Here is an 18,362-nt window from a genome sequence, read left to right on the forward strand (position 1 = left end):
GGATGAATCATTCCCTGTCAGAAGTTCCGGGTCATCAAGAAAACGGGAGGCTGTATGTCAGTAATAGAGACGGCGTCGCGGGTCCTTCGGGATGAAGCGGCGGCAGTAGAATCTTTAGTCAATAAATTGGACGGTCAGTTTGAAAAGGCAGTCCGTATGATCGACAAGTCCAAGGGGCGCGTGGTTTTGACAGGCATGGGGAAATCGGGCCATATCGCCCGCAAGGTAGCTGCCACGATGGCAAGCACCGGCACGCCTGCCTTCTTCCTGCATCCGGCAGAAGGCATCCACGGGGATCTTGGCATGGTCACATCAGAAGATGTCGTCATTGCCTATTCAAACAGCGGGGAAACGATGGAGATTTTGAATATTCTCCCGTCCCTGAAAAGAATCGGGCCAAAACTCATTGCCGTCGTCGGCAAGACGAATTCCACGCTTGCCAAGAATGCAGATGCTGTCCTTGACGCAGGCGTTGAAAAGGAAGCAGACTCTCTGGGCCTTGCTCCGACAAGCTCGACGACTGCTGCTCTCGCCCTTGGCGATGCGCTGGCTGTATGTTTGATGGAAAACCGCCATTTCACGGCAGACAAGTTTGCCATTTTCCATCCGGGCGGCTCTCTTGGGAAAAAGCTTCTCATGACAGTCGAGATGGTCATGCACAAGGGAGAGGACAATCCTGTCGTGCAGGAAAAGGCATCTGTCAAAGATGCGCTCTTCGTCATGACGTCCAAGGGCCTTGGCGCCGTTTCCGTCATCAATGCGGAAGGTTCCCTGATCGGCCTTATGACCGACGGCGATGTCAGACGTGGCCTTGAGAGAGGCACGGATTTCCTGACAGTCCATCTTTCCGATGTCATGACACAGGAACCGATCGTCATCACATCCGGACGCCTGGCTGCTGAAGCACTCCATATCATGGAAAACCACAAGCCCCATCCGATCACCGTTCTTCCTGTCGTTGACGAGAACGGACGCGCGACCGGCATGGTGCATATCACCGACCTTATGAAACAGGGGGTCGTCTGATGAAAAATGCGGATAAAATAAAACTGTTTGCTTTCGACGTCGACGGCACGCTGACAAACGGGATGCTGGTCCTTGGGCCTGACGGGGAAGCTTACAAATTCTTCAACGTCAAGGACGGACTGGTCCTGAGTCTTGCCCACAGGATGGGCTACAAGACAGGCTTCATCACCGGAAGGTCCTCGAAGATCGTGGGCGCCCGCGCAAGGGAGCTCCATGCTGACTTCGTTTTGACCGGCGTTGAAAACAAGATCGAAGCACTGGAAGGCTTGCTGAAAGAATACGGACTTTCCTGGGAAGAAGCCGCTTACATGGGAGACGATCTGAATGATCTGCCTCTCCTTGAAAAGGTCGGCGTTTCGGGATGTCCTGAAAATGCCTGTGACGAAAACAGGGATGCTGCGGATTTCATTTCCCACTTTAAAGGCGGGGAAGGCGCAGCCCGCGAATTCGTCGAACATATTTTGAAAGCCCAGGGACGCTGGGATGAAGCGGTCGATCCCTTCAGACATGACTGAGGGGCCCGCTGTATTTTGAATCATTTCCGGAAAGAAGAGGAGCCATGTCATTCGATGTAAGATACAGGATTCTGAAAGGCATCAGCAATATGCTCTGCCGCATGTCATATGACCGAATCCTGTCTATAGGGCGCTTTCTGGGCCCCTGCATTATGAACCGCATAGCCAAACAAAGAAACCGGGGTCTGGAGCAGATCATGACCGGCCTTAAGGTCTCGCGCCCTGAAGCCGAAAAGCTGCTGCAGAAGGTTTATGAAAATATCGGTATGTCCGCCATGGAAATGATGTATATGCCGCGGCTCTGCAAAGAAAAAGCGCATATTGATGATTTCGTGAAGATCGATCATCCCGAGTACCTGGAAGAAGCATACGCTGAGAAAAAGGGAATCGTCGGCCTTACCGCACATATGGGAAACTGGGAATGGCTTGGCGCAGGCCTTGCCCTTCACGGCTATGACACGTCGGCCATCGGCAAGAAGCAGGCTGATGATGCGCTGATGAGAATTATCAACGATTACCGCACCATGGCGGGTCAGCATATTTACCTGACCGGCACGGGCGGCTACGAAATGATTGCCGCTGCGCGCTCGATGAAGAAGAACCATATCCTTGGCTTCCTTTCCGATAAGGACGGGAACAAGGTCGGCGTACCGGTTCTTTTCATGAACAAGGTCTTTTCCTTCCCACAGGGACCGGCCGTCTTTGCCAGAAAGTTCAAGGCGCCGATCATCCCGCTTTTCATCGTAAGAAATGAAAACGGGAAGGGCCACACGATCTGTGTGGGAAAGAAATTCTATTACGAAGACACGGGAGATGAAGAAGGGGATCTTCTCAGGAACTCCCAGAAAATGGCCACGATGATGGAAGATTTCATCAAAGCCCATCCGGCAGACTGGCTCTGGTTCCAGCATCTCTTCTGGACAAGACCGGGAAAGATCAAGATGTACATGGATCTGAGCGAAGAGGAAAAGAAGCGTTTTGCATCCGGCATCTATGATAACTGGAACGAGACCAAAGGAGGCAAGGAATGAAGAAACACGCCAAGCTTTATATCACGATAGCGGTCATCCTGCTCCTTGCTGTGGGCATCTACGCTCTCTTCCGCGGCGACACGAAACGCATGAATGCTGCCGCCGGTTCCGGAAATCCGGCCATGGAATTCGATAATATCGATCTGAAGGAAGACAAGGACGGCAAGCCTGTATGGCGCTTCAAGGCCAAGCATGTCACGATGAGCCAGGATAAGAACATCATCGAGATGACAGGCGTCGACGGGTCTTTTATGAAAGATGACAACGAAATCGATCTGACAGCTGATACGGGCAAAATCGACCGCAAGGCGCAGACCGTTTACGTAGAAGGAAACGTCAAGGGAAAATCCAAGGACGGACTCGTCCTTTATGCAAAGAACCTGACGTATGATGGCAAGACACAGATCCTTTCCACGGATCAATTCTTCACAGCGGAAAAAGACAACCGCGTACTGACAGGTGACAGCTTCACGGGAGACCGGGTGCTGCAGCAGTTAACCGCCAAAGGACATGCGAAGCTCGCAGACAAGGAGGACGCAAAGTGAAAGTGAAAACTTTTTATGCAGCGCTGGCAGTACTGGCCATCGCACTAGGATCTGTCACGACCGCCATGGCCGATGACATCACAGCCGACGTCTTGACATATGACGGCAAGGCCAAGGTCGTCACCGCCAAAGGGAACGTGGTCATCCACGCTAACGAAGGCGCAACAATCACAGCCGCAGACGGCGAATACCATTTCGAAGACAGGAGTGCTTTCCTGGAAGGCGGCGTTCATTATGCCAAGAATCAGGAAACATTGACGGCTGACAAGCTCTTCCTTTATAATGACAAGACCGCAAGAGGCATCGGAAGCGTTTATTATCATGACGACGCTGAAAACAGGACCCTCAAGGGCGACGATGTCATGTACAATTCCGATACAGGCTTTGCCAAGATCGAAGGAAACGGCTACCTCGAATCTCCGGATGGAAGCCTTGCCGCTCCTCATATCGAAGGCAACCTGAAGCAGATTAAAGTCGTTGCCACCGGCGGCGTCAACCTTTCAAGCACACTCCATAATGCAACAGGCTACGGCGATCAGGCTGTCTACACCAGAACCGGCAGGAACGGCACTGACGGACGCCTTGTCCTCCAGGGCAATGCATGGGCCGTGCAGAATGGAAACCGCTTCGACGGACCTGAACTCATCCTCATGGATAAAGACAAAGTCGTAGAAACGAAGGGCAGAAGCACCATCGTCATCACAAATACAGGGGGCAGCGATAATACGGCAGGCTCCGGAAGCGGACAGGAGAGCGCTCCAACCGGTCCGGTCACCGCCAATACGCCAATCGCAGGCCGCCCTGAATATGCAGGTTCATCCATAGAAACAAAGTAGAAACCAAGGGAAATCAATGAAGATAGAAACACATAATCTGATCAAACGCTACGGCGAAAAAACTGTCGTGAATGATGTCAATGTGGAAGTCGAGCAGGGGACGATCGTAGGGCTCTTGGGGCCTAACGGAGCCGGCAAGACGACCACATTCTACATGATCGTCGGCATCATCCAGCCGGATGAAGGGGACGTGACAGTCGGGGACATCTCACTTGTGGGCCTTCCGATTTACAAGCGCCACCAGTTCGGCATCGGCTACCTGCCGCAGGAACAGTCTGTTTTCACGAAGATGACTGTATGGGAAAACCTGATGTCTCTTCTGGAAACAAGAAAAGATCTGACGCCGGAAGAAAGAACCGCCAAGGCGGAGTCTCTTCTGGATGAATTCAATATCGGCCGTGTCCGCGATACAAAGGGCGGAGCACTTTCAGGCGGTGAAAGACGCCGCGTGGAAATCGCGCGCTCTCTGACGATGGATCCTGCCTTCATCCTTCTCGATGAACCGTTTGCAGGCGTTGATCCGCTCGCTGTCGAAGATATCCAGAGCGTCGTCCTTCACCTGAAGACGAAGGGAATCGGCATCCTCATCACGGACCACAACGTCCGCGAAACGCTGCGCATCGTCGACAATGCTTACATCCTGTCGGAAGGACGCATTCTGTTGCACGGAACGGATGCTGAAATTGCCGTGGATCCGGTAGCAAAGAAGAACTATTTGGGAGAGAATTTCACTTTATGATGAAGAAAGATATAGAAGGAGGGGAATTCCGATGAGAATATTGGACAAATACATATTAAAAGAATTCCTGGCTCCGTTCTTCTTTGGCGTAGCAGCTTTCACAGCGATCTTCCTTGGTGCAGATACCCTTTTGAAAATTGCAAGCTACGTAACAAAGTACGGCGCATCCTCGGAATCCGCGCTGAAGATTTTCATCCTGGCGCTCCCGAGAATTGTCGTCTACACATTCCCGATGGCTGTCCTTTTAGGCGCCCTTATGTGTTTCTCTCGCCTGTCTGGATCGAGCGAACTGATTGTCATGCGTTCTTCCGGGCAGAGTTTCCTGCGCCTGGCTACGCCGGTCTTTCTTTTGTCCCTTGCCATCAGCATCTGCGCCGTCGCATTCAATGAATACGTCGTGCCGTGGACAAACAGCGAGTACCAGTACGTACTGAACGTGGAAATCCGAAGGAATCTCAATCCGGGCGTGACCGACCATGTCGTCATCCGTGACGTGCAGGGCGGCAAGATTGTCCACCTTCTTTATGCAAGAAAGTATGACCCGCAGACAAAGCAGCTGGAAAACATCACGGTCCAGGAATTCCAGAATGAAGAAGTCACCCGAGTGGAAAACGCACCGACCGCTGTCTGGAAGGATGGTGTCTGGTACATGACGAACGGCGTCATTTATGATCTCACCGGCGACGGTGTAGACCGCATGATGCACTTCGAGAGCCAGGCCATTCCTTATGCACAGTCTCCGGAAGATATTCCGAAGGAAAACAAGGATCTTGATGAAATGACGATCCGCGAACTCCTTCTGACAAAGAAAGCCTATGCTGCCGCTCATGCTGACACCACAGGCATCACGATGGAAATCTACCGCCGCTTCTCCCTGCCGATGGCAAGCTTTGTCTTCGCTATCGTAGGCGCTCCTCTGGGCGTACAGAAGCAGAGATCTTCCTCTTCTGTCGGATTCGGCATTTCCGTTGTCATTATTTTCCTTTACTATGCGATCATGACATTCCTCGAAGCACTCGGCAAAGGCCACCTCATGCCTGCATTCCTCGCAGTCTGGCTGCCGAATATGATTGCTTTCGTCACAGGGTGCTACCTCATATGGAGGGTTGACCGCTGAATTTCACTTGAGTTATGAGTCCCGGTCTTCCGGGACTTCGCCGCGTCCGGAAACCGGATGATTATATAAGGTAAGGAGGTCACTATGTTCATAGGCATCGCCATCGTTCTTGTCCTGATCAGCATGGGCGGACTCATCGCCTTTCTCGGGGACAGGATAGGCTCCAAAGTAGGCAAGAAGAGAATGACTCTTTTCGGCCTGCGCCCGAAGTATACCTCGATCATCGTGACCATCATTTCCGGCGCCCTCATTTCGTTCTCGACCATTGCCGTCATGGCCGTGGTGAATGAAAATGTCAGGGTCGCTTTATTCGGCCTGTCCAAATTGCAGACGCAGATGAAGGACCTCAATCAGGAAATCCAGCTCAAGAACAAGGAACTTGAATCAGGCAAGCTCCAGCTCGAGGCAAGGAACAAGGAGTACGAGGACGTGACGAGAAAGTCTGAAGAAACGTCCAGGGAACTTGACCGCGTCGAAAGCCAGAGAGTCTATATGGAAAATGAACTTTCCACCGTGCAGGAGGCGTATGATCAGGCGCAGGCCGGCGTTGAAAAGTCCGCTGCTGAAATCAAGAACCTTGAAAAGACAAAGAATGAACTGACAGGAAACATCAATACGCTGACAGAAGAAAAGCAGGAACTCCTGAGCAATATTTATGCGCTCCGCGAGGGCCAGGTCATCCTGCGCGCCGGACAGGTGCTGACAAGCGTCACTGTCGATGAAAATATGAACAAGGAGCAGACGGAAAAGGTACTGGACAGCGTTTTGAACGATATTAATACCATGCTCAAGCAGCAGATGAATGTGACGGACCAGAACGCAGAACTCATCCGCGTCAGCCGTCAGGATTTCGATACGGCTGTCAATCAGATCGCAGGATCCAAGACAAAGAAACTCGTTCGCATCGTCGCTGCGCAGAACCTTATTCTGGGCGAGCGCCTTGTCGTTGATTTCGATATCCATGACAGTATCCTTGTCTTCCACAAGGGAGAAACGATTTATCAGGGCAATCTGGATAAGTACAAGGACATCAGGAACTATGAGCTGCAGGTCCTCCGCTTCCTGAAGGATCTCAATGTCTATGCAAGAAGCCAGGGCATCCTTCCGGACCCGATTACGGGCAACGTAGGGGCTCTTGAAGGACAGGAACTGATGGAAGTCATCCAGAAGGTCAAGGAGTATGGCGGAAACTGCACACTGTACGTCACGGCGCGCCGCGATATCTACAGCCAGGGCCCGCTCCTCATTGACGTACGCGTCGAAAGGAATGACGGAAGATGATTTTAGCCGCTGATCCCGGTTCAGAAAAAACAGGAATGGCAGTCGTCGAAGAAGACGGCTCGCTCGTGATCAAGAAGGTCATCCGCACGAAGGAATTCGAGAAAGAAGCGGAAGACCTTCTTTCAAGTCACCCCGTTTCCGCCTTCATCATGGGAAACGGGACGCATCATAAGGAAATCCAGAAGAGGGCAGACGCTGTCCTTGAAAAGATGGGACTTCCCTTCCGCACGATCCTTGTCGATGAAAAGTACACGACGGAAATGGGAGAGCAGTGGTACTGGAAGGATCATCCTACCAAAGGCCTTTCCCGTCTCATCCCCAAAGGCATGCGGACAGTCCCGGTTCCGATTGACGATTATGTGGCCTGGATCATCGGCTGCATTTACCTTGGGAAAGTGAAGGCAGAAGACGTCGGTCACAAGAAAGTATAGGTCTCTTTTTCTCTCTGTAAAAAAGAAAAGAAAAACACTTGACGAAAAGCGCAAGATGTAATAAACTATTGAGGTGTTACGGGGCATAGCGCAGTTGGTAGCGCACCTGCTTTGGGAGCAGGGGGTCGCCAGTTCGAGTCCGGCTGCCCCGACCAATATGGCTCAGTAGCTCAGTTGGATAGAGCAACCGCCTTCTAAGCGGTGGGTCGTGGGTTCGAATCCCTCCTGGGTCACCAGAAATCAAAAACGGCATCTGCGGGTGCCGTTTTTTCTGTCTGTCTGTGAATGAAACGGGAGAAGAAAAGACGTTTCATTTCCATGCAGCGAAGCGGAGATCCTCCGCTGATTAATAAATATACCGTATATAACGAATATAATGTACGGCTTTTAATAAAATAAAAAAATATAGTTTTTCTCTCTTGATTTTTACAGATAAAGAGTGTATTATCTGATTTTGACTTGAGACGAAAAGCAGGGCTTTTTTGCGTCCAAAAACAGGCTTTGAGAAGGTATGGAGCAAAACGAATAAAAGGACAAAAGAGCCGGTTTGATCTACTATTTCCGACATACAAAGAGACCTTGTCTCTGAATTCCTAGGAGGTGTCCTGACTTGGCTACAAAGGCGGCACAGCTTGAGCAGTGGTTGAAAGATCTCAAGGAGAGAGTCAACGCGGATGGAAATATTTCCTACAATGAAATCATCAATTTCACGAAGGAAAACAATTTGACCCAGAAACAACTGGACAGCGTTTTCACTCTTCTTCATGATCATCATATTGAAATGGTTTACGATGAACCAGAGGAAACGGAAGAGGGACCGACAGAAGCAGATTTCGCAGGAGAAGAAGGGGAAGACATCCTATCTGACGATATGCTTCTTGACGGTGATGACGATACACAGGAAGAAGAAAAATCCTGGGACGTGGAAGATACAACGGATGCTGATTACAATGCGGCAGCCGGCGGCGTAAGTGATCCGGTACGCCTGTACCTGCGTGAATGCGGCTCCAATCCGCTTCTTTCCGCAGAACAGGAAATGGAACTGGCAAAGACGATCGAAAAAGGCAAGAAGGAAGATGCGACCCCGGAAGAGAAGGAAGCAGCTCTGGAAGCCAAGAAGGAAATGGCAAACGCCAACCTCCGTCTGGTCGTATCCATTGCCAAGAAGTACCCGGGACGCGGCATGCCTTTCCTGGATCTCATTCAGGAAGGAAATATCGGCCTTCTGAAGGCCGTCGACAAGTTCGACTACACCAAGGGCTATAAATTCAGTACATATGCGACATGGTGGATCCGCCAGGCGATCACGCGCTCCATTGCCGACCAGGCAAGAACGATCCGCGTGCCTGTCCACATGGTCGAAACAATCAATAAGATGAACCGCGTAGGCCGCCGTTTCCTGCAGGAACACGGCCGCGAGGCAACGAACGAGGAACTGTCCAAGGAAATGGGCATCAGCCTTGAAAAGATCAGGGAAGCCAAGAAGGCTGCCCAGGATCCGATTTCCCTGGAAACGCCGATCGGCGAAAAGGAAGATTCCCATCTGGGAGACTTCATCGAAGACCAGAAGACAGCTTCCCCGGAAGATGAAGCAGCAGCAACGATGCGCCGCGAGCAGGTCTACAGCATGCTCGATACGCTGACCGAAAGAGAAAAAGGAGTCCTCGCCCTGCGCTTTGGCATGGACGACGGAACACCAAGAACTCTGGAAGAAGTCGGCAAGCACTTCGGCGTCACTCGTGAACGTATCCGCCAAATCGAAGGAAAGGCGCTGAAGAAGCTCAAAAAGCAGGCACTCCCGATGACCGGATATTGATCATTTGTCAAGCATTTTCCCTTGCAAAGAGAAAAAAAGCGTGATATAATGACAACGTTATTCTGGATAGTCCTCTGCCATATACGATCGGCATGAATGTCCTGTGAGAAGGAGGAAAAGATCGTGAATATTATCGAAACACTCGAGAATGAACAGCTGAGAAATGACATTCCTGAATTCCGCCCGGGAGACACCGTAAGAGTTCATGTTAAGGTCGTTGAAGGCAAGAATGAAAGAATCCAGGTATTCGAAGGCATCGTTATTGCCAGAAGAAATGCCGGAGTCAGAGAAACTTTCACAGTTCGTCGTATTTCCTACGGCGTAGGCGTAGAAAGAACATTCCTGGTTCATTCCCCGCGTCTGGCTAAGATTGAAGTAAAGCGCCGCGGCATCGTTCGTCGTGCAAAACTCTTCTACCTGCGTGGTCTGTCCGGCAAGGCAGCAAGAATCAAAGAAAGAAAATAAGACATGTAAAGAACTGCGGCTCGTCCGCAGTTTTTTATTGTCCGGATTTCATAGAGAGTCTTTAAAAGTATATGCTTATTTTTTTCGCGGTCTGTTTTTCACCGATTGTAAATGTGTTAAAATAGTACTTGATGCAGGGAGGTTCAGGGCAGCTTGCTGCCATTTCTCGAAAGGGGAAAGCTATGAAGTATAAAATCATCCTGTCCGCCGCTCTTCTGGCGCTGGGGCTTGCATCGTCTGTTTCTGCCAATTCCATCAAGCACGTATTCGTTGTCGACGAACTGACACTGGAAGTCGAGATGGCTGATCCTCTGACAGAAGAGGAGCTCCACCCCGCCAACTTCATGTCGCCGTCCTACAAGTCTGAATTCCAGGTGAACGGGGGCGTCCATGTGACGGGGCTTCCGATACCGCAGAAGTCTGATGGATTCCATTACAATATTTACCGTCTGGCCGTAGACGGGCTTGATGCAGGCCCGATTTACCAGATTTCCTACAAGGGACAGAAAGCCAGGACGTTCAAATTGTATGAAGGCCGCGAGCAGCAGGACCGGTATCGTGACCGCTACGGAAGTTATTTTTAGAGAGGGTAATTATGCATATTGTTCTGGTTGAACCGGAAATTCCGGGAAACACAGGAAATATATCAAGGCTCTGTGCCGCTGAGCATCTGACGCTCCACTTGGTGGAACCCCTCGGGTTTTCCATCGATGACAAGCACCTGAAGCGTGCAGGGCTGGATTACTGGGATCTTCTCGAGGTTCATGTTCATCCGAACTTTGAATCCGTGAAGGAAATGCTGAAGGGCCGCCATTTCTACTACAACACGACAAAGGCGGTCAAATCGTATACGGATGTGTCTTTCAATGAAGACGATGTCCTCGTTTTCGGAAAGGAAACGAAGGGACTGCCGGAAGATCTCCTTCTGGCGCATGAAGAGGACTGCATCCGCATCCCGATGATTGAAGAAGCCCGGTCGCTCAACCTGTCGAACGCCGTTGCCATCGTTGCAATGGAAGCGCTCAGGCAGACCGGTTTCCCGCATCTTCTCCAGAAGAGCGGACGTTTGTTCAAAGGAGGCAGTGATAGTCATGAATACTTATGATGCAGCGTATGCACTGGCAAAGGCGATCAAGGAAAGCGATGAAATGAAACGCCTGACCGAAGCAGCCGAGAAAATCAAGGGTGATGAAGAAGCCAGGAAAATGGTGAAGGAATACATCATGGCCCAGATGAAATCGGACTACGCAAGAATCGCTGGTCAGAAGGAAGACGAGGAAGCTTACAAGCACTTGCAGGAACTGGCTGTACTCGTCAGCAACAACAGCAATGCGCAGGAATACCTGCAGGCATTCATTCGCTGGAATCAAGTAGCTGCGGATCTGCAGAAGATCGTATCTGAAGCAATGTCGCAGGGTATGGACGTATTGGAACTGGACAAATGACAGACTACGCAAAATTTTTCGACGGAATCCTGAATGAAAGACAGGTAAAGCTCAACGAACCGATGAGCCGCCACACCACGTATGGTATCGGCGGACCGGCAGACGCATTCGTCATGCCGACAACAGAAGACGAATTAATAGCAGTCCTGAAAAAGGCGCATGAAGAAGGAATCCCGGTCACCGTCATCGGTGGCGGCTCGAACTGCCTTGTCAGCGATCTGGGCATCCGCGGCATCACGATCTGCATGAATCGCATGCAGCAGAACATGACCTGCGAAGGCACATGGATCACTGCCACTGGCGGCACCGGCACGGGTACTGTATCCCGTTTTGCTGAAAAGAACAGCCTGCGCGGCTTTGAATGGGCAGTCGGCATCCCCGGCACCGTCATCGGCGCTGCTTTCATGAATGCGAACGGCTATGGCAGCCAGATGAAGAATGTCGTCGAAGAAGTCTACGCAGTTTCAAGAGACGGCCTGCTGAAGAAGACCTATGGCTGGGATGACCTCCATTACGGTGACAGCGACAGCATTTTCATGCATAACGGCGATATCATCACAGGCATCAAGATCCACCTTGCTCCGGGAAACCCGGATGAAATCAAGAGAAACATGACCGAGCACCAGATTTCCCGCCGCACCAAGCAGCCGCTGGAGAAGAGAAGTGCCGGCACCATGTACCTGCGTCCGCCGGGATACCATGTAGGTCCCATGATCAAGGATCTGGGACTCATCGGCTTCTCCATCGGAGACGCTCAGGTTTCCACCAAGCATCCTGACTTCGTCGTCAATAACGGCAAAGCCACCTGCCAGCAGATTCTGGACGTTCTCCATGAAGTGCAGAAGCGCATCCAGGATCAGTACGGCGTCCATGTACCGATGGATGTCCGCATCCTCGGCGAAGGCGTTTTCCAGGAACGCTGATTGGTCAGATGAAATAAAATAATGAAATGAAGAGAGGCTGTGACAAAATGTGTAATCATTTTGCCACAGCCTTTTTTTTATTGGAATATGCCATTAAAGGATACTAACAAATGTATTTATGGGTTCTGTCTGAAAACATCAAAGGATGCTTCGCCTTTTTAGAAACTGCACCCTTGAAAACCACAAAACCAGCCTGCGGCTGAGGAACTACATCTCATCCGTCTCGTACACTAACTTATTAGGCATTTGTGCAATTACCATTATTGTCAACTGGTATTACGAGCCACCTAGTACAATAGAAGTGTAGTAGATAGGTCGCTCCTATCCGCTGCACTTATTGCATATAATTAGGGGAGTAGATGGTTTGACGGCGACCCACCGGTCCGTTTACTGGACGTGGAGAAGAGGGTCAGCCTTCCCCTTATTATGTGTGCTCGCGTTAGGCAGGTTTATCTCCGTGTTCGTGTAAAAAAACTAGTTTGAGTGGTAATAAGTGTGTGAAGGATTAGCGTCTACCAACTACAAATATCTTTTATAGGAGGTCACTTATGATCTGTGTAGGTATTGATGTATCCAAGAGAAAAAGTACGGTGTGTTTCATGGCGCCTGGCGACAAGATCATCCGCAGGCCCTTTGATGTTAAGCACACAAAAGAGGAACTTCAGCCTCTGGTCGATGAAATTCGGGTACAAGCAAAGTATGACGAGATAAAAGTCGTCATGGAATCAACAGGCGTCTATCACCTGTCGATAGCCTATTTCTTGCAGCAGAATGGGATTTTTGTATCTGTCGTCAACGCTCTGAAGGTTGCTAATTCTAATAAGGCAGAGAACTTCAGACACACAAAGACAGACTCCATCGACTCCACGAATATTGCCAGATATGGAATCGCTTATTGGGCAAAGTTACCGCAATTCGATCTTAATGGAGATAAGTATTTCCTCTTGAAGAGACTCTGCGATGCTTATCTTAACTTTTCGGAGGAAAGAAGCCGCATCCTTCTCCAGCTGCAAAGTCAATTGGAGCAGACCATGCCAGGAATCTTCGATCTTTTCGGAGGATTCGACATAAACAGCGGTAAAGACAAACTGCTGGATTTCCTGGAAAGGTATTGCCACATTGAGGATATTATTGCTAAATCGGAAGCAGAATTTGTCGCATCTTATCGCGAATGGGCAAAAGAAAAAGGATACCGTTCCAATGAGAGTAAAGCAGCGACGATCTACGCTCAAGCAAAGAATGGTATCCCTTCCATCCCCAATAATCCAATTGTTAGAGAAACCATCATGTGGTATGTCGGATTACTGAGAAGAGCCGACGAGGCTCTTATGGCTAGTTTAACACGAATGGAAGATATAGCCAAGGATCTGCCGGAATATGAACTCGTCGGCGAGATGGGCGGAGTCGGAAGAGTTACCGGAGTAGCGCTTATTGCCCAGATCGGAGATGTGAGACGCTTTAAAAACAAGCATCCTCTGATCTGCTTTGCAGGCCTGACCCCATCAATACATGAATCAGGGAAATTCCGAGCCTCGCAGAATCACATAGTAAAGAAAGGTCCTGCGCGGCTGCGGAAAGTATTGTATCAAGTAATGATGTTGTTAGTTATGCATAAAATCCCCAAAGATGATGCAGTATATAGGTTCATAAAGAAGAAAGAGGCAGAAGGAAAGTATAAAAAAGTAGCAAAAGTAGCAGGAATGGCTAAGTTTTTACGAATATACTACGGCCGGGTGATGCATTTGTATCGCGACTTAGGCCTTGCTGCGTAAATAAGGCAAACAAGTGAAGAAAAGCGGAAAAAGCCGAGTGTGAGATCGGCTTTTTCGTAGTGCAATGAATTAGTCGGCCAAACTCCAAAATCCAATCAGTTAGGATCAGGCAGGAAATCCGACAAGAAATTCTATAAGAAATTCAAAAAATACCAAAAAATTAAAATTGGGGCTTGTTCTTGTGTAGCAGGTCTTCTCCTTCCGGAGCAAGGTAAAAGGCAATTCTTCCCTCCGTTGGGGGAAGCTCGGCGATGAGAAACAAAAGAAATCAGTTCTTATTTGTTTTGAACTTATATAGCTTCGTCCGTGGAAATCAACCCTATCCGCCCTCCGGGCACCTTCCCCGTCTAGGAAGGCAAGTCCGCGTTTTAACGGATTTTGTCACAGCCCCTTTTTTATGGAAAACGTATAGAAAATTTTCAAAAATTTTTCAAAGAAACGCATCATTCCTCTTGCATTTCATTTAAAAGTTATGTATTATAGTAACGTAAGTTAGCACTCAGATGGATTGAGTGCTAATAGTTAAAGAATAGTTAAAGGAGGAATGGAAATGTTAAAACCATTAGCAGATCGTGTTCTCGTTAAAGTCGACGAAGAAGAAACAAAGACAAAGGGCGGCATCCTGCTCCCAGATACAGCGCAGAAAAAATCCCAGAAGGGCACTGTCATTGCCATCGGTTCCGGCAAAATTCTGGACAACGGCGTTCGCACACCGCTTGAAGTCAAAGTTGGCGACAGAGTTCTGTTTGCAAAATACTCCGGCGTAGACATTGAAGAAGAAGGAGAAAATTATCTGCTTCTGTCTGAAAGAGATATTCTCGCAATTCTCTAATCATTTGTTTTAGTATTTCATTTACAGGAGTGACATAAATGGCAAAGAAAGTACTTTATAATGAAGAAGCACGCGCAGCACTGCTGAGAGGTGTCGATCAGCTGGCTAACGCAGTTAAGATTACACTGGGACCGAAAGGCCGCAACGTTGTTCTGGGCAAGAAGTTCGGCGCTCCGAACATCGTCAACGACGGTGTATCCATTGCCCGCGAAATCGAACTGAAGGATCCATTTGAAAACATGGGCGCTCAGCTCGTCAAGGAAGTCGCAACAAAGACAAACGACGTAGCAGGCGACGGCACAACAACCGCAACCCTCCTGGCTCAGTCCATGATCCATGAAGGAATGAGAAACGTAGCAGCAGGTGCAAACCCGATGGTCCTGAAGAAGGGCATCGAACAGGCTGTCGAAGTTCTCGTAGGCGAAATCAAGAAAAAGGCTGTTAAGGTAGAAGGCAAGGAAGCAATCGCTAACGTTGCATCCATTTCCTCCGCTGACAAGACTATCGGCAAACTGATTGCTGATGCTATGGACAAAGTCGGCAATGACGGCGTTATCACTGTTGAAGATTCCAAGACCATGGGAACCGACCTGAAAGTCGTAGAAGGCATGCAGTTCGACCGCGGCTACCTCAGCCCGTACATGGTAACTGATCCGGACAAGATGGAATGCGTTATCGACAATCCTCTGATCCTCATCACCGACAAGAAGATCAACATGCTTCAGGATATGCTCCAGCTCCTCGAACAGGTAGCTAGAAGCGGCAAGGAACTCCTGATCATTGCTGAAGACGTAGAAGGCGAAGCTCTGGCAACCCTCGTAGTCAACAAACTCCGCGGCACACTGAAATGCGCAGCTGTCAAAGCTCCGGGATTCGGTGATCGCCGTAAGGCAATGCTCGAAGATATCGCTATCCTGACCGGCGGCCATGTCATTTCTGAAGATATGGGCCGTAAGCTCGACAGCGCAACCCTTGATGACCTGGGACAGGCTCATCAGGTCCGCATCACCAAGGACAACACCACCATCGTTGATGGTGCTGGCGACAAGGATGCAATCCGTCACAGAGTAGAACAGATCAAAGAACAGCTGAAGGAAACCACCTCTCAGTTCGATAAAGACAAACTGCAGGAACGTCTGGCTAAACTGTCCGGCGGCATCGCAGTCATCGAAGTCGGCGCAGCAACCGAAGTCGAAATGAAAGACAAGAGACTCAGAATCGAAGATGCTCTGAACGCTACCCGCGCAGCTGTTGAAGAAGGTATCGTAGCCGGCGGCGGCACAACATTCCTCGACATCCAGAGCTCCCTGGACAGCATCGAAGCTGAAGGCGACGTAAAGACAGGTATCAACCTCGTCCGTCACGCTATCGAAGCTCCTGTTCGTCAGATCGCTGACAACGCAGGCATCGAAGGCGCTATCGTAGCTGAAAAGGTCAAGGCAGCAGGCGACGGCATCGGCTTCAACGCAGCTGAAAACAAGTATGAAGACATGATGAAGGCTGGCATCGTTGATCCGGCTAAGGTTACCCGCAGCGCACTGCAGAACGCAGCATCCATTGCAGCTCTCGTTCTGACCACAGAAGCAGTCGTAGGCGAAATCCCGGAAGATAAACCGGCTATGCCTCCGATGCCGCAGGGCGGAATGATGTAATCTGACTGAATCAGTCTGAATGAATCATTAAAAGAGAATGGCGAGAAATCGCTGTTCTCTTTTTTTATTTCCACTGGGAAAGTGATACACTATAGGAAAGTATAAGGAAAATATAATAAGAAGGAGGAATTCTTATGGATGTACAGGTAAAGCGCGTATATGAAGCGCCCGAGGAGTCGGACGGCTTCCGTATTTTGACAGACAGGCTCTGGCCGAGGGGCATTTCCAAGGAAAAAGCAGCGCTCGGTATCTGGGACAAGTCTATTGCCCCATCGACGGAGCTTAGGAAATGGTTCGGCCATGATCCGGAAAAATTCGAGAAGTTCAAGAAAAGATATGCGGAAGAACTTTCGGGAAATCCGGATACGGAGAAGTTCATTTCCCTTATCAGGGAAGAACTTCAAAAGGGCCCTGTGACGCTTCTTTATGGTGCGAAGGATGAAATCCATAACCAGGCCGTCGTTCTCAAGGAATTCCTGAAGGATAAATAACTGTCGCTTGTCCTTTGGATATGGTAAGATAACAGAATCGAAAAATTGGCGGGATTCCCGCATTCATAGAATGGAGTCAGCATGGAAAAGTGTAAAGAAGCAGTCATTACGAAAAGAGCGGAACTGGCGGCCAGAGGCGGCCATCCCTGGATCTACTCGACCGAGGTCATGAAGGTGGAAGAAGGGGCAGAACCGGGCGACCTTGTCCGCGTATTGTCCGTCAAGGGAAAATTTGTCGGAACGGGTTTCTACAACCCGCATTCGAAGATCACGATCCGCATTTTCTCTGTCAATGCCAATGATACATTTGATACAGCATTCTGGAAGCGCAGGATGGCGTATGCTGTCGATTACCGCCTGCAGGTCATGCGTCCGGAAGATATGAACTGCTGCCGCCTTGTCTTCGGCGAAGCCGATCAGATGCCGGGCCTTACGGTCGACCGCTTCGGCACAGTCCTTTCCGTGCAGATTCTTTCCCTCGGGATCGAAAAGAGAAAGGATGTTATCTTAAATGCGCTGATCGAAGTACTGAATGAAAGAAATCTTCATGTATCAGCCGTTTATGAAAGAAATGACGTGAAGATCAGGGAACTGGAAGGCATGGAACAGTTCAAGGGATTCTTTGATTCTCCGCTCCTCGATCCGAAGGCAAAGACGACGACGGCAGGCATTGTGGAAAACGGCATCCGCTACACGGTCGACGTGGAAAACGGGCAGAAGACAGGCTTCTTCCTCGATCAGAAGTTCAATCGCTTGGCGGCCGCTGCCATTGCAAGGAACCGTCATGTCCTTGACTGCTTCACCCATACCGGCGCATTTGCCTTAAATGCTGCCAAGGGCGGCGCAGCGTCTGTCACAGCTGTCGACATTTCCCAGGAAGCCGTCGACATGACAAAGAAGAATGCAGAAGCCAACAACCTGGATATCGATGTCGTCAAGGCTGATGTTTTTGATTACCTTGTCAAACTTGATCAGGAACACAACCATGACTTCGACTACATCATCCTCGATCCTCCTGCTTTCACAAAGTCGGGAAAGACCGTCCATGAAGCCTTCCGCGGCTACAAGGAAATCAACTACCGCGCGATGAAGATCCTGCCAAGAGGCGGCTACCTTGCCACCTGCTCCTGCTCGCACTTCGTGGGAGAGGAACTCTTCGTGAAAATGGTGAAGGAAGCAGCCAGAGATGCAGGCGTGACACTCCGCCAGATCGAATTCCGCCAGCAGGCCCCGGATCATCCGATCCTCATGACCGTGCCGGAAACATACTACCTGAAATTCTTCCTTTTCCAGATTGTCTAAAAGGATGGAAAATAAAAAAGGGGCTGTGACAAAATGGTTAATCATTTTGTTGCAGCCTCTTTTTTGCGTCTTTATTTCATCATTTTTAGCTCTGCTGTAAGCCTTTTACGTAAAAATGCGCGTAAGCCCCCTTACCCCCATAA

The 18,362-nt window shown here is 49.8% G+C and carries 20 protein-coding genes and 2 tRNA genes; all 22 read left to right on the forward strand.

The window, feature by feature from the left end; all coding sequences use genetic code 11:
* The first annotated feature begins 54 nt into the window (after window positions 1-54).
* The 22 genes from Dia5BBH33_RS01325 (at window position 55) to Dia5BBH33_RS01430 (ending at window position 18,219) form a co-directional block, all read left to right on the forward strand.
* A complete protein-coding gene (locus Dia5BBH33_RS01325) occupies window positions 55-1,026 on the forward strand; it encodes a KpsF/GutQ family sugar-phosphate isomerase (protein ID WP_143332208.1) in 972 nt (323 codons plus the stop codon).
* Window positions 1,026-1,541: a KdsC family phosphatase gene (locus tag Dia5BBH33_RS01330; protein ID WP_108850051.1), complete on the forward strand. Its 516-nt coding sequence runs from the start codon at window positions 1,026-1,028 to the stop codon at window positions 1,539-1,541. Before Dia5BBH33_RS01325 ends, Dia5BBH33_RS01330 begins: the two co-directional genes overlap by 1 nt.
* A 44-nt stretch (window positions 1,542-1,585) precedes the next feature.
* Window positions 1,586-2,572, forward strand: coding sequence for a lysophospholipid acyltransferase family protein (locus Dia5BBH33_RS01335; protein WP_022382370.1), 987 nt, complete (start codon window positions 1,586-1,588; stop codon window positions 2,570-2,572).
* A complete protein-coding gene (gene lptC, locus Dia5BBH33_RS01340) occupies window positions 2,569-3,117 on the forward strand; it encodes an LPS export ABC transporter periplasmic protein LptC (RefSeq protein WP_022382369.1) in 549 nt (182 codons plus the stop codon). The genes Dia5BBH33_RS01335 and lptC overlap by 4 nt, the downstream gene beginning before the upstream one ends.
* On the forward strand, window positions 3,114-3,953 hold the full coding sequence (locus Dia5BBH33_RS01345; protein ID WP_232518069.1) for an LptA/OstA family protein: 840 nt from the start codon (window positions 3,114-3,116) through the stop codon (window positions 3,951-3,953). Before lptC ends, Dia5BBH33_RS01345 begins: the two co-directional genes overlap by 4 nt.
* Before the next feature lie 16 nt (window positions 3,954-3,969).
* Window positions 3,970-4,692, forward strand: coding sequence for an LPS export ABC transporter ATP-binding protein (lptB, locus tag Dia5BBH33_RS01350; RefSeq protein ID WP_022382367.1), 723 nt, complete (start codon window positions 3,970-3,972; stop codon window positions 4,690-4,692).
* A gap of 31 nt (window positions 4,693-4,723) precedes the next feature.
* The gene (locus Dia5BBH33_RS01355; protein WP_143332209.1) at window positions 4,724-5,809 is read left to right on the forward strand and encodes an LptF/LptG family permease; all 1,086 of its coding nucleotides are present in this window, start codon (window positions 4,724-4,726) and stop codon (window positions 5,807-5,809) included.
* Window positions 5,810-5,893: 84 nt separating this feature from the next.
* Window positions 5,894-7,090 (forward strand): DUF3084 domain-containing protein, encoded by a 1,197-nt coding sequence (locus Dia5BBH33_RS01360; protein ID WP_022382365.1) that lies wholly within the window; start codon window positions 5,894-5,896, stop codon window positions 7,088-7,090.
* Window positions 7,087-7,521: a RuvC family protein gene (locus Dia5BBH33_RS01365; RefSeq protein ID WP_108850049.1), complete on the forward strand. Its 435-nt coding sequence runs from the start codon at window positions 7,087-7,089 to the stop codon at window positions 7,519-7,521. The genes Dia5BBH33_RS01360 and Dia5BBH33_RS01365 overlap by 4 nt, the downstream gene beginning before the upstream one ends.
* A gap of 79 nt (window positions 7,522-7,600) precedes the next feature.
* Window positions 7,601-7,676: transfer RNA gene (locus tag Dia5BBH33_RS01370), tRNA-Pro, on the forward strand.
* 4 nt (window positions 7,677-7,680) lie between these two features.
* Window positions 7,681-7,757: transfer RNA gene (locus Dia5BBH33_RS01375), tRNA-Arg, on the forward strand.
* 374 nt (window positions 7,758-8,131) lie between these two features.
* Window positions 8,132-9,337 carry an RNA polymerase sigma factor RpoD gene (gene rpoD / locus Dia5BBH33_RS01380; RefSeq protein WP_143332210.1) on the forward strand — a complete coding sequence of 402 codons (1,206 nt, stop codon included), beginning with the start codon at window positions 8,132-8,134 and terminating at the stop codon, window positions 9,335-9,337.
* A 123-nt stretch (window positions 9,338-9,460) separates the two neighbouring features.
* Entirely contained in the window at window positions 9,461-9,802 is a 342-nt protein-coding gene (rplS, locus tag Dia5BBH33_RS01385; RefSeq protein WP_022382362.1) for a 50S ribosomal protein L19, read from the forward strand.
* A gap of 182 nt (window positions 9,803-9,984) precedes the next feature.
* Window positions 9,985-10,386 (forward strand): hypothetical protein, encoded by a 402-nt coding sequence (locus Dia5BBH33_RS01390; protein WP_022382361.1) that lies wholly within the window; start codon window positions 9,985-9,987, stop codon window positions 10,384-10,386.
* An 11-nt stretch (window positions 10,387-10,397) separates the two neighbouring features.
* Entirely contained in the window at window positions 10,398-10,907 is a 510-nt protein-coding gene (locus tag Dia5BBH33_RS01395) for a tRNA (cytidine(34)-2'-O)-methyltransferase (RefSeq protein ID WP_022382360.1), read from the forward strand.
* Complete coding sequence (locus Dia5BBH33_RS01400) at window positions 10,894-11,247, forward strand: YlbF family regulator (protein WP_143332211.1); 354 nt, start codon at window positions 10,894-10,896, stop codon at window positions 11,245-11,247. The genes Dia5BBH33_RS01395 and Dia5BBH33_RS01400 overlap by 14 nt, the downstream gene beginning before the upstream one ends.
* Window positions 11,244-12,170, forward strand: a complete 927-nt coding sequence (gene murB / locus Dia5BBH33_RS01405) for a UDP-N-acetylmuramate dehydrogenase (RefSeq protein WP_022382358.1) — start codon at window positions 11,244-11,246, stop codon at window positions 12,168-12,170. The genes Dia5BBH33_RS01400 and murB overlap by 4 nt, the downstream gene beginning before the upstream one ends.
* A gap of 548 nt (window positions 12,171-12,718) precedes the next feature.
* Window positions 12,719-13,942, forward strand: coding sequence for an IS110 family RNA-guided transposase (locus tag Dia5BBH33_RS01410; protein ID WP_143332212.1), 1,224 nt, complete (start codon window positions 12,719-12,721; stop codon window positions 13,940-13,942).
* A gap of 550 nt (window positions 13,943-14,492) precedes the next feature.
* A complete protein-coding gene (gene groES, locus Dia5BBH33_RS01415) occupies window positions 14,493-14,774 on the forward strand; it encodes a co-chaperone GroES (protein ID WP_108850041.1) in 282 nt (93 codons plus the stop codon).
* Between the two features lie 38 nt (window positions 14,775-14,812).
* On the forward strand, window positions 14,813-16,426 hold the full coding sequence (groL, locus tag Dia5BBH33_RS01420) for a chaperonin GroEL (RefSeq protein WP_143332213.1): 1,614 nt from the start codon (window positions 14,813-14,815) through the stop codon (window positions 16,424-16,426).
* 134 nt (window positions 16,427-16,560) lie between these two features.
* A complete protein-coding gene (locus Dia5BBH33_RS01425; protein WP_022382906.1) occupies window positions 16,561-16,917 on the forward strand; it encodes a DUF488 domain-containing protein in 357 nt (118 codons plus the stop codon).
* A gap of 81 nt (window positions 16,918-16,998) precedes the next feature.
* Window positions 16,999-18,219, forward strand: coding sequence for a class I SAM-dependent rRNA methyltransferase (locus Dia5BBH33_RS01430; protein ID WP_108850039.1), 1,221 nt, complete (start codon window positions 16,999-17,001; stop codon window positions 18,217-18,219).
* The last annotated feature ends 143 nt before the right edge of the window (window positions 18,220-18,362 follow it).

Origin of the sequence: Dialister hominis, from assembly GCF_007164725.1 — a bacterium.
GTDB lineage: Bacteria > Bacillota > Negativicutes > Veillonellales > Dialisteraceae > Dialister > Dialister hominis.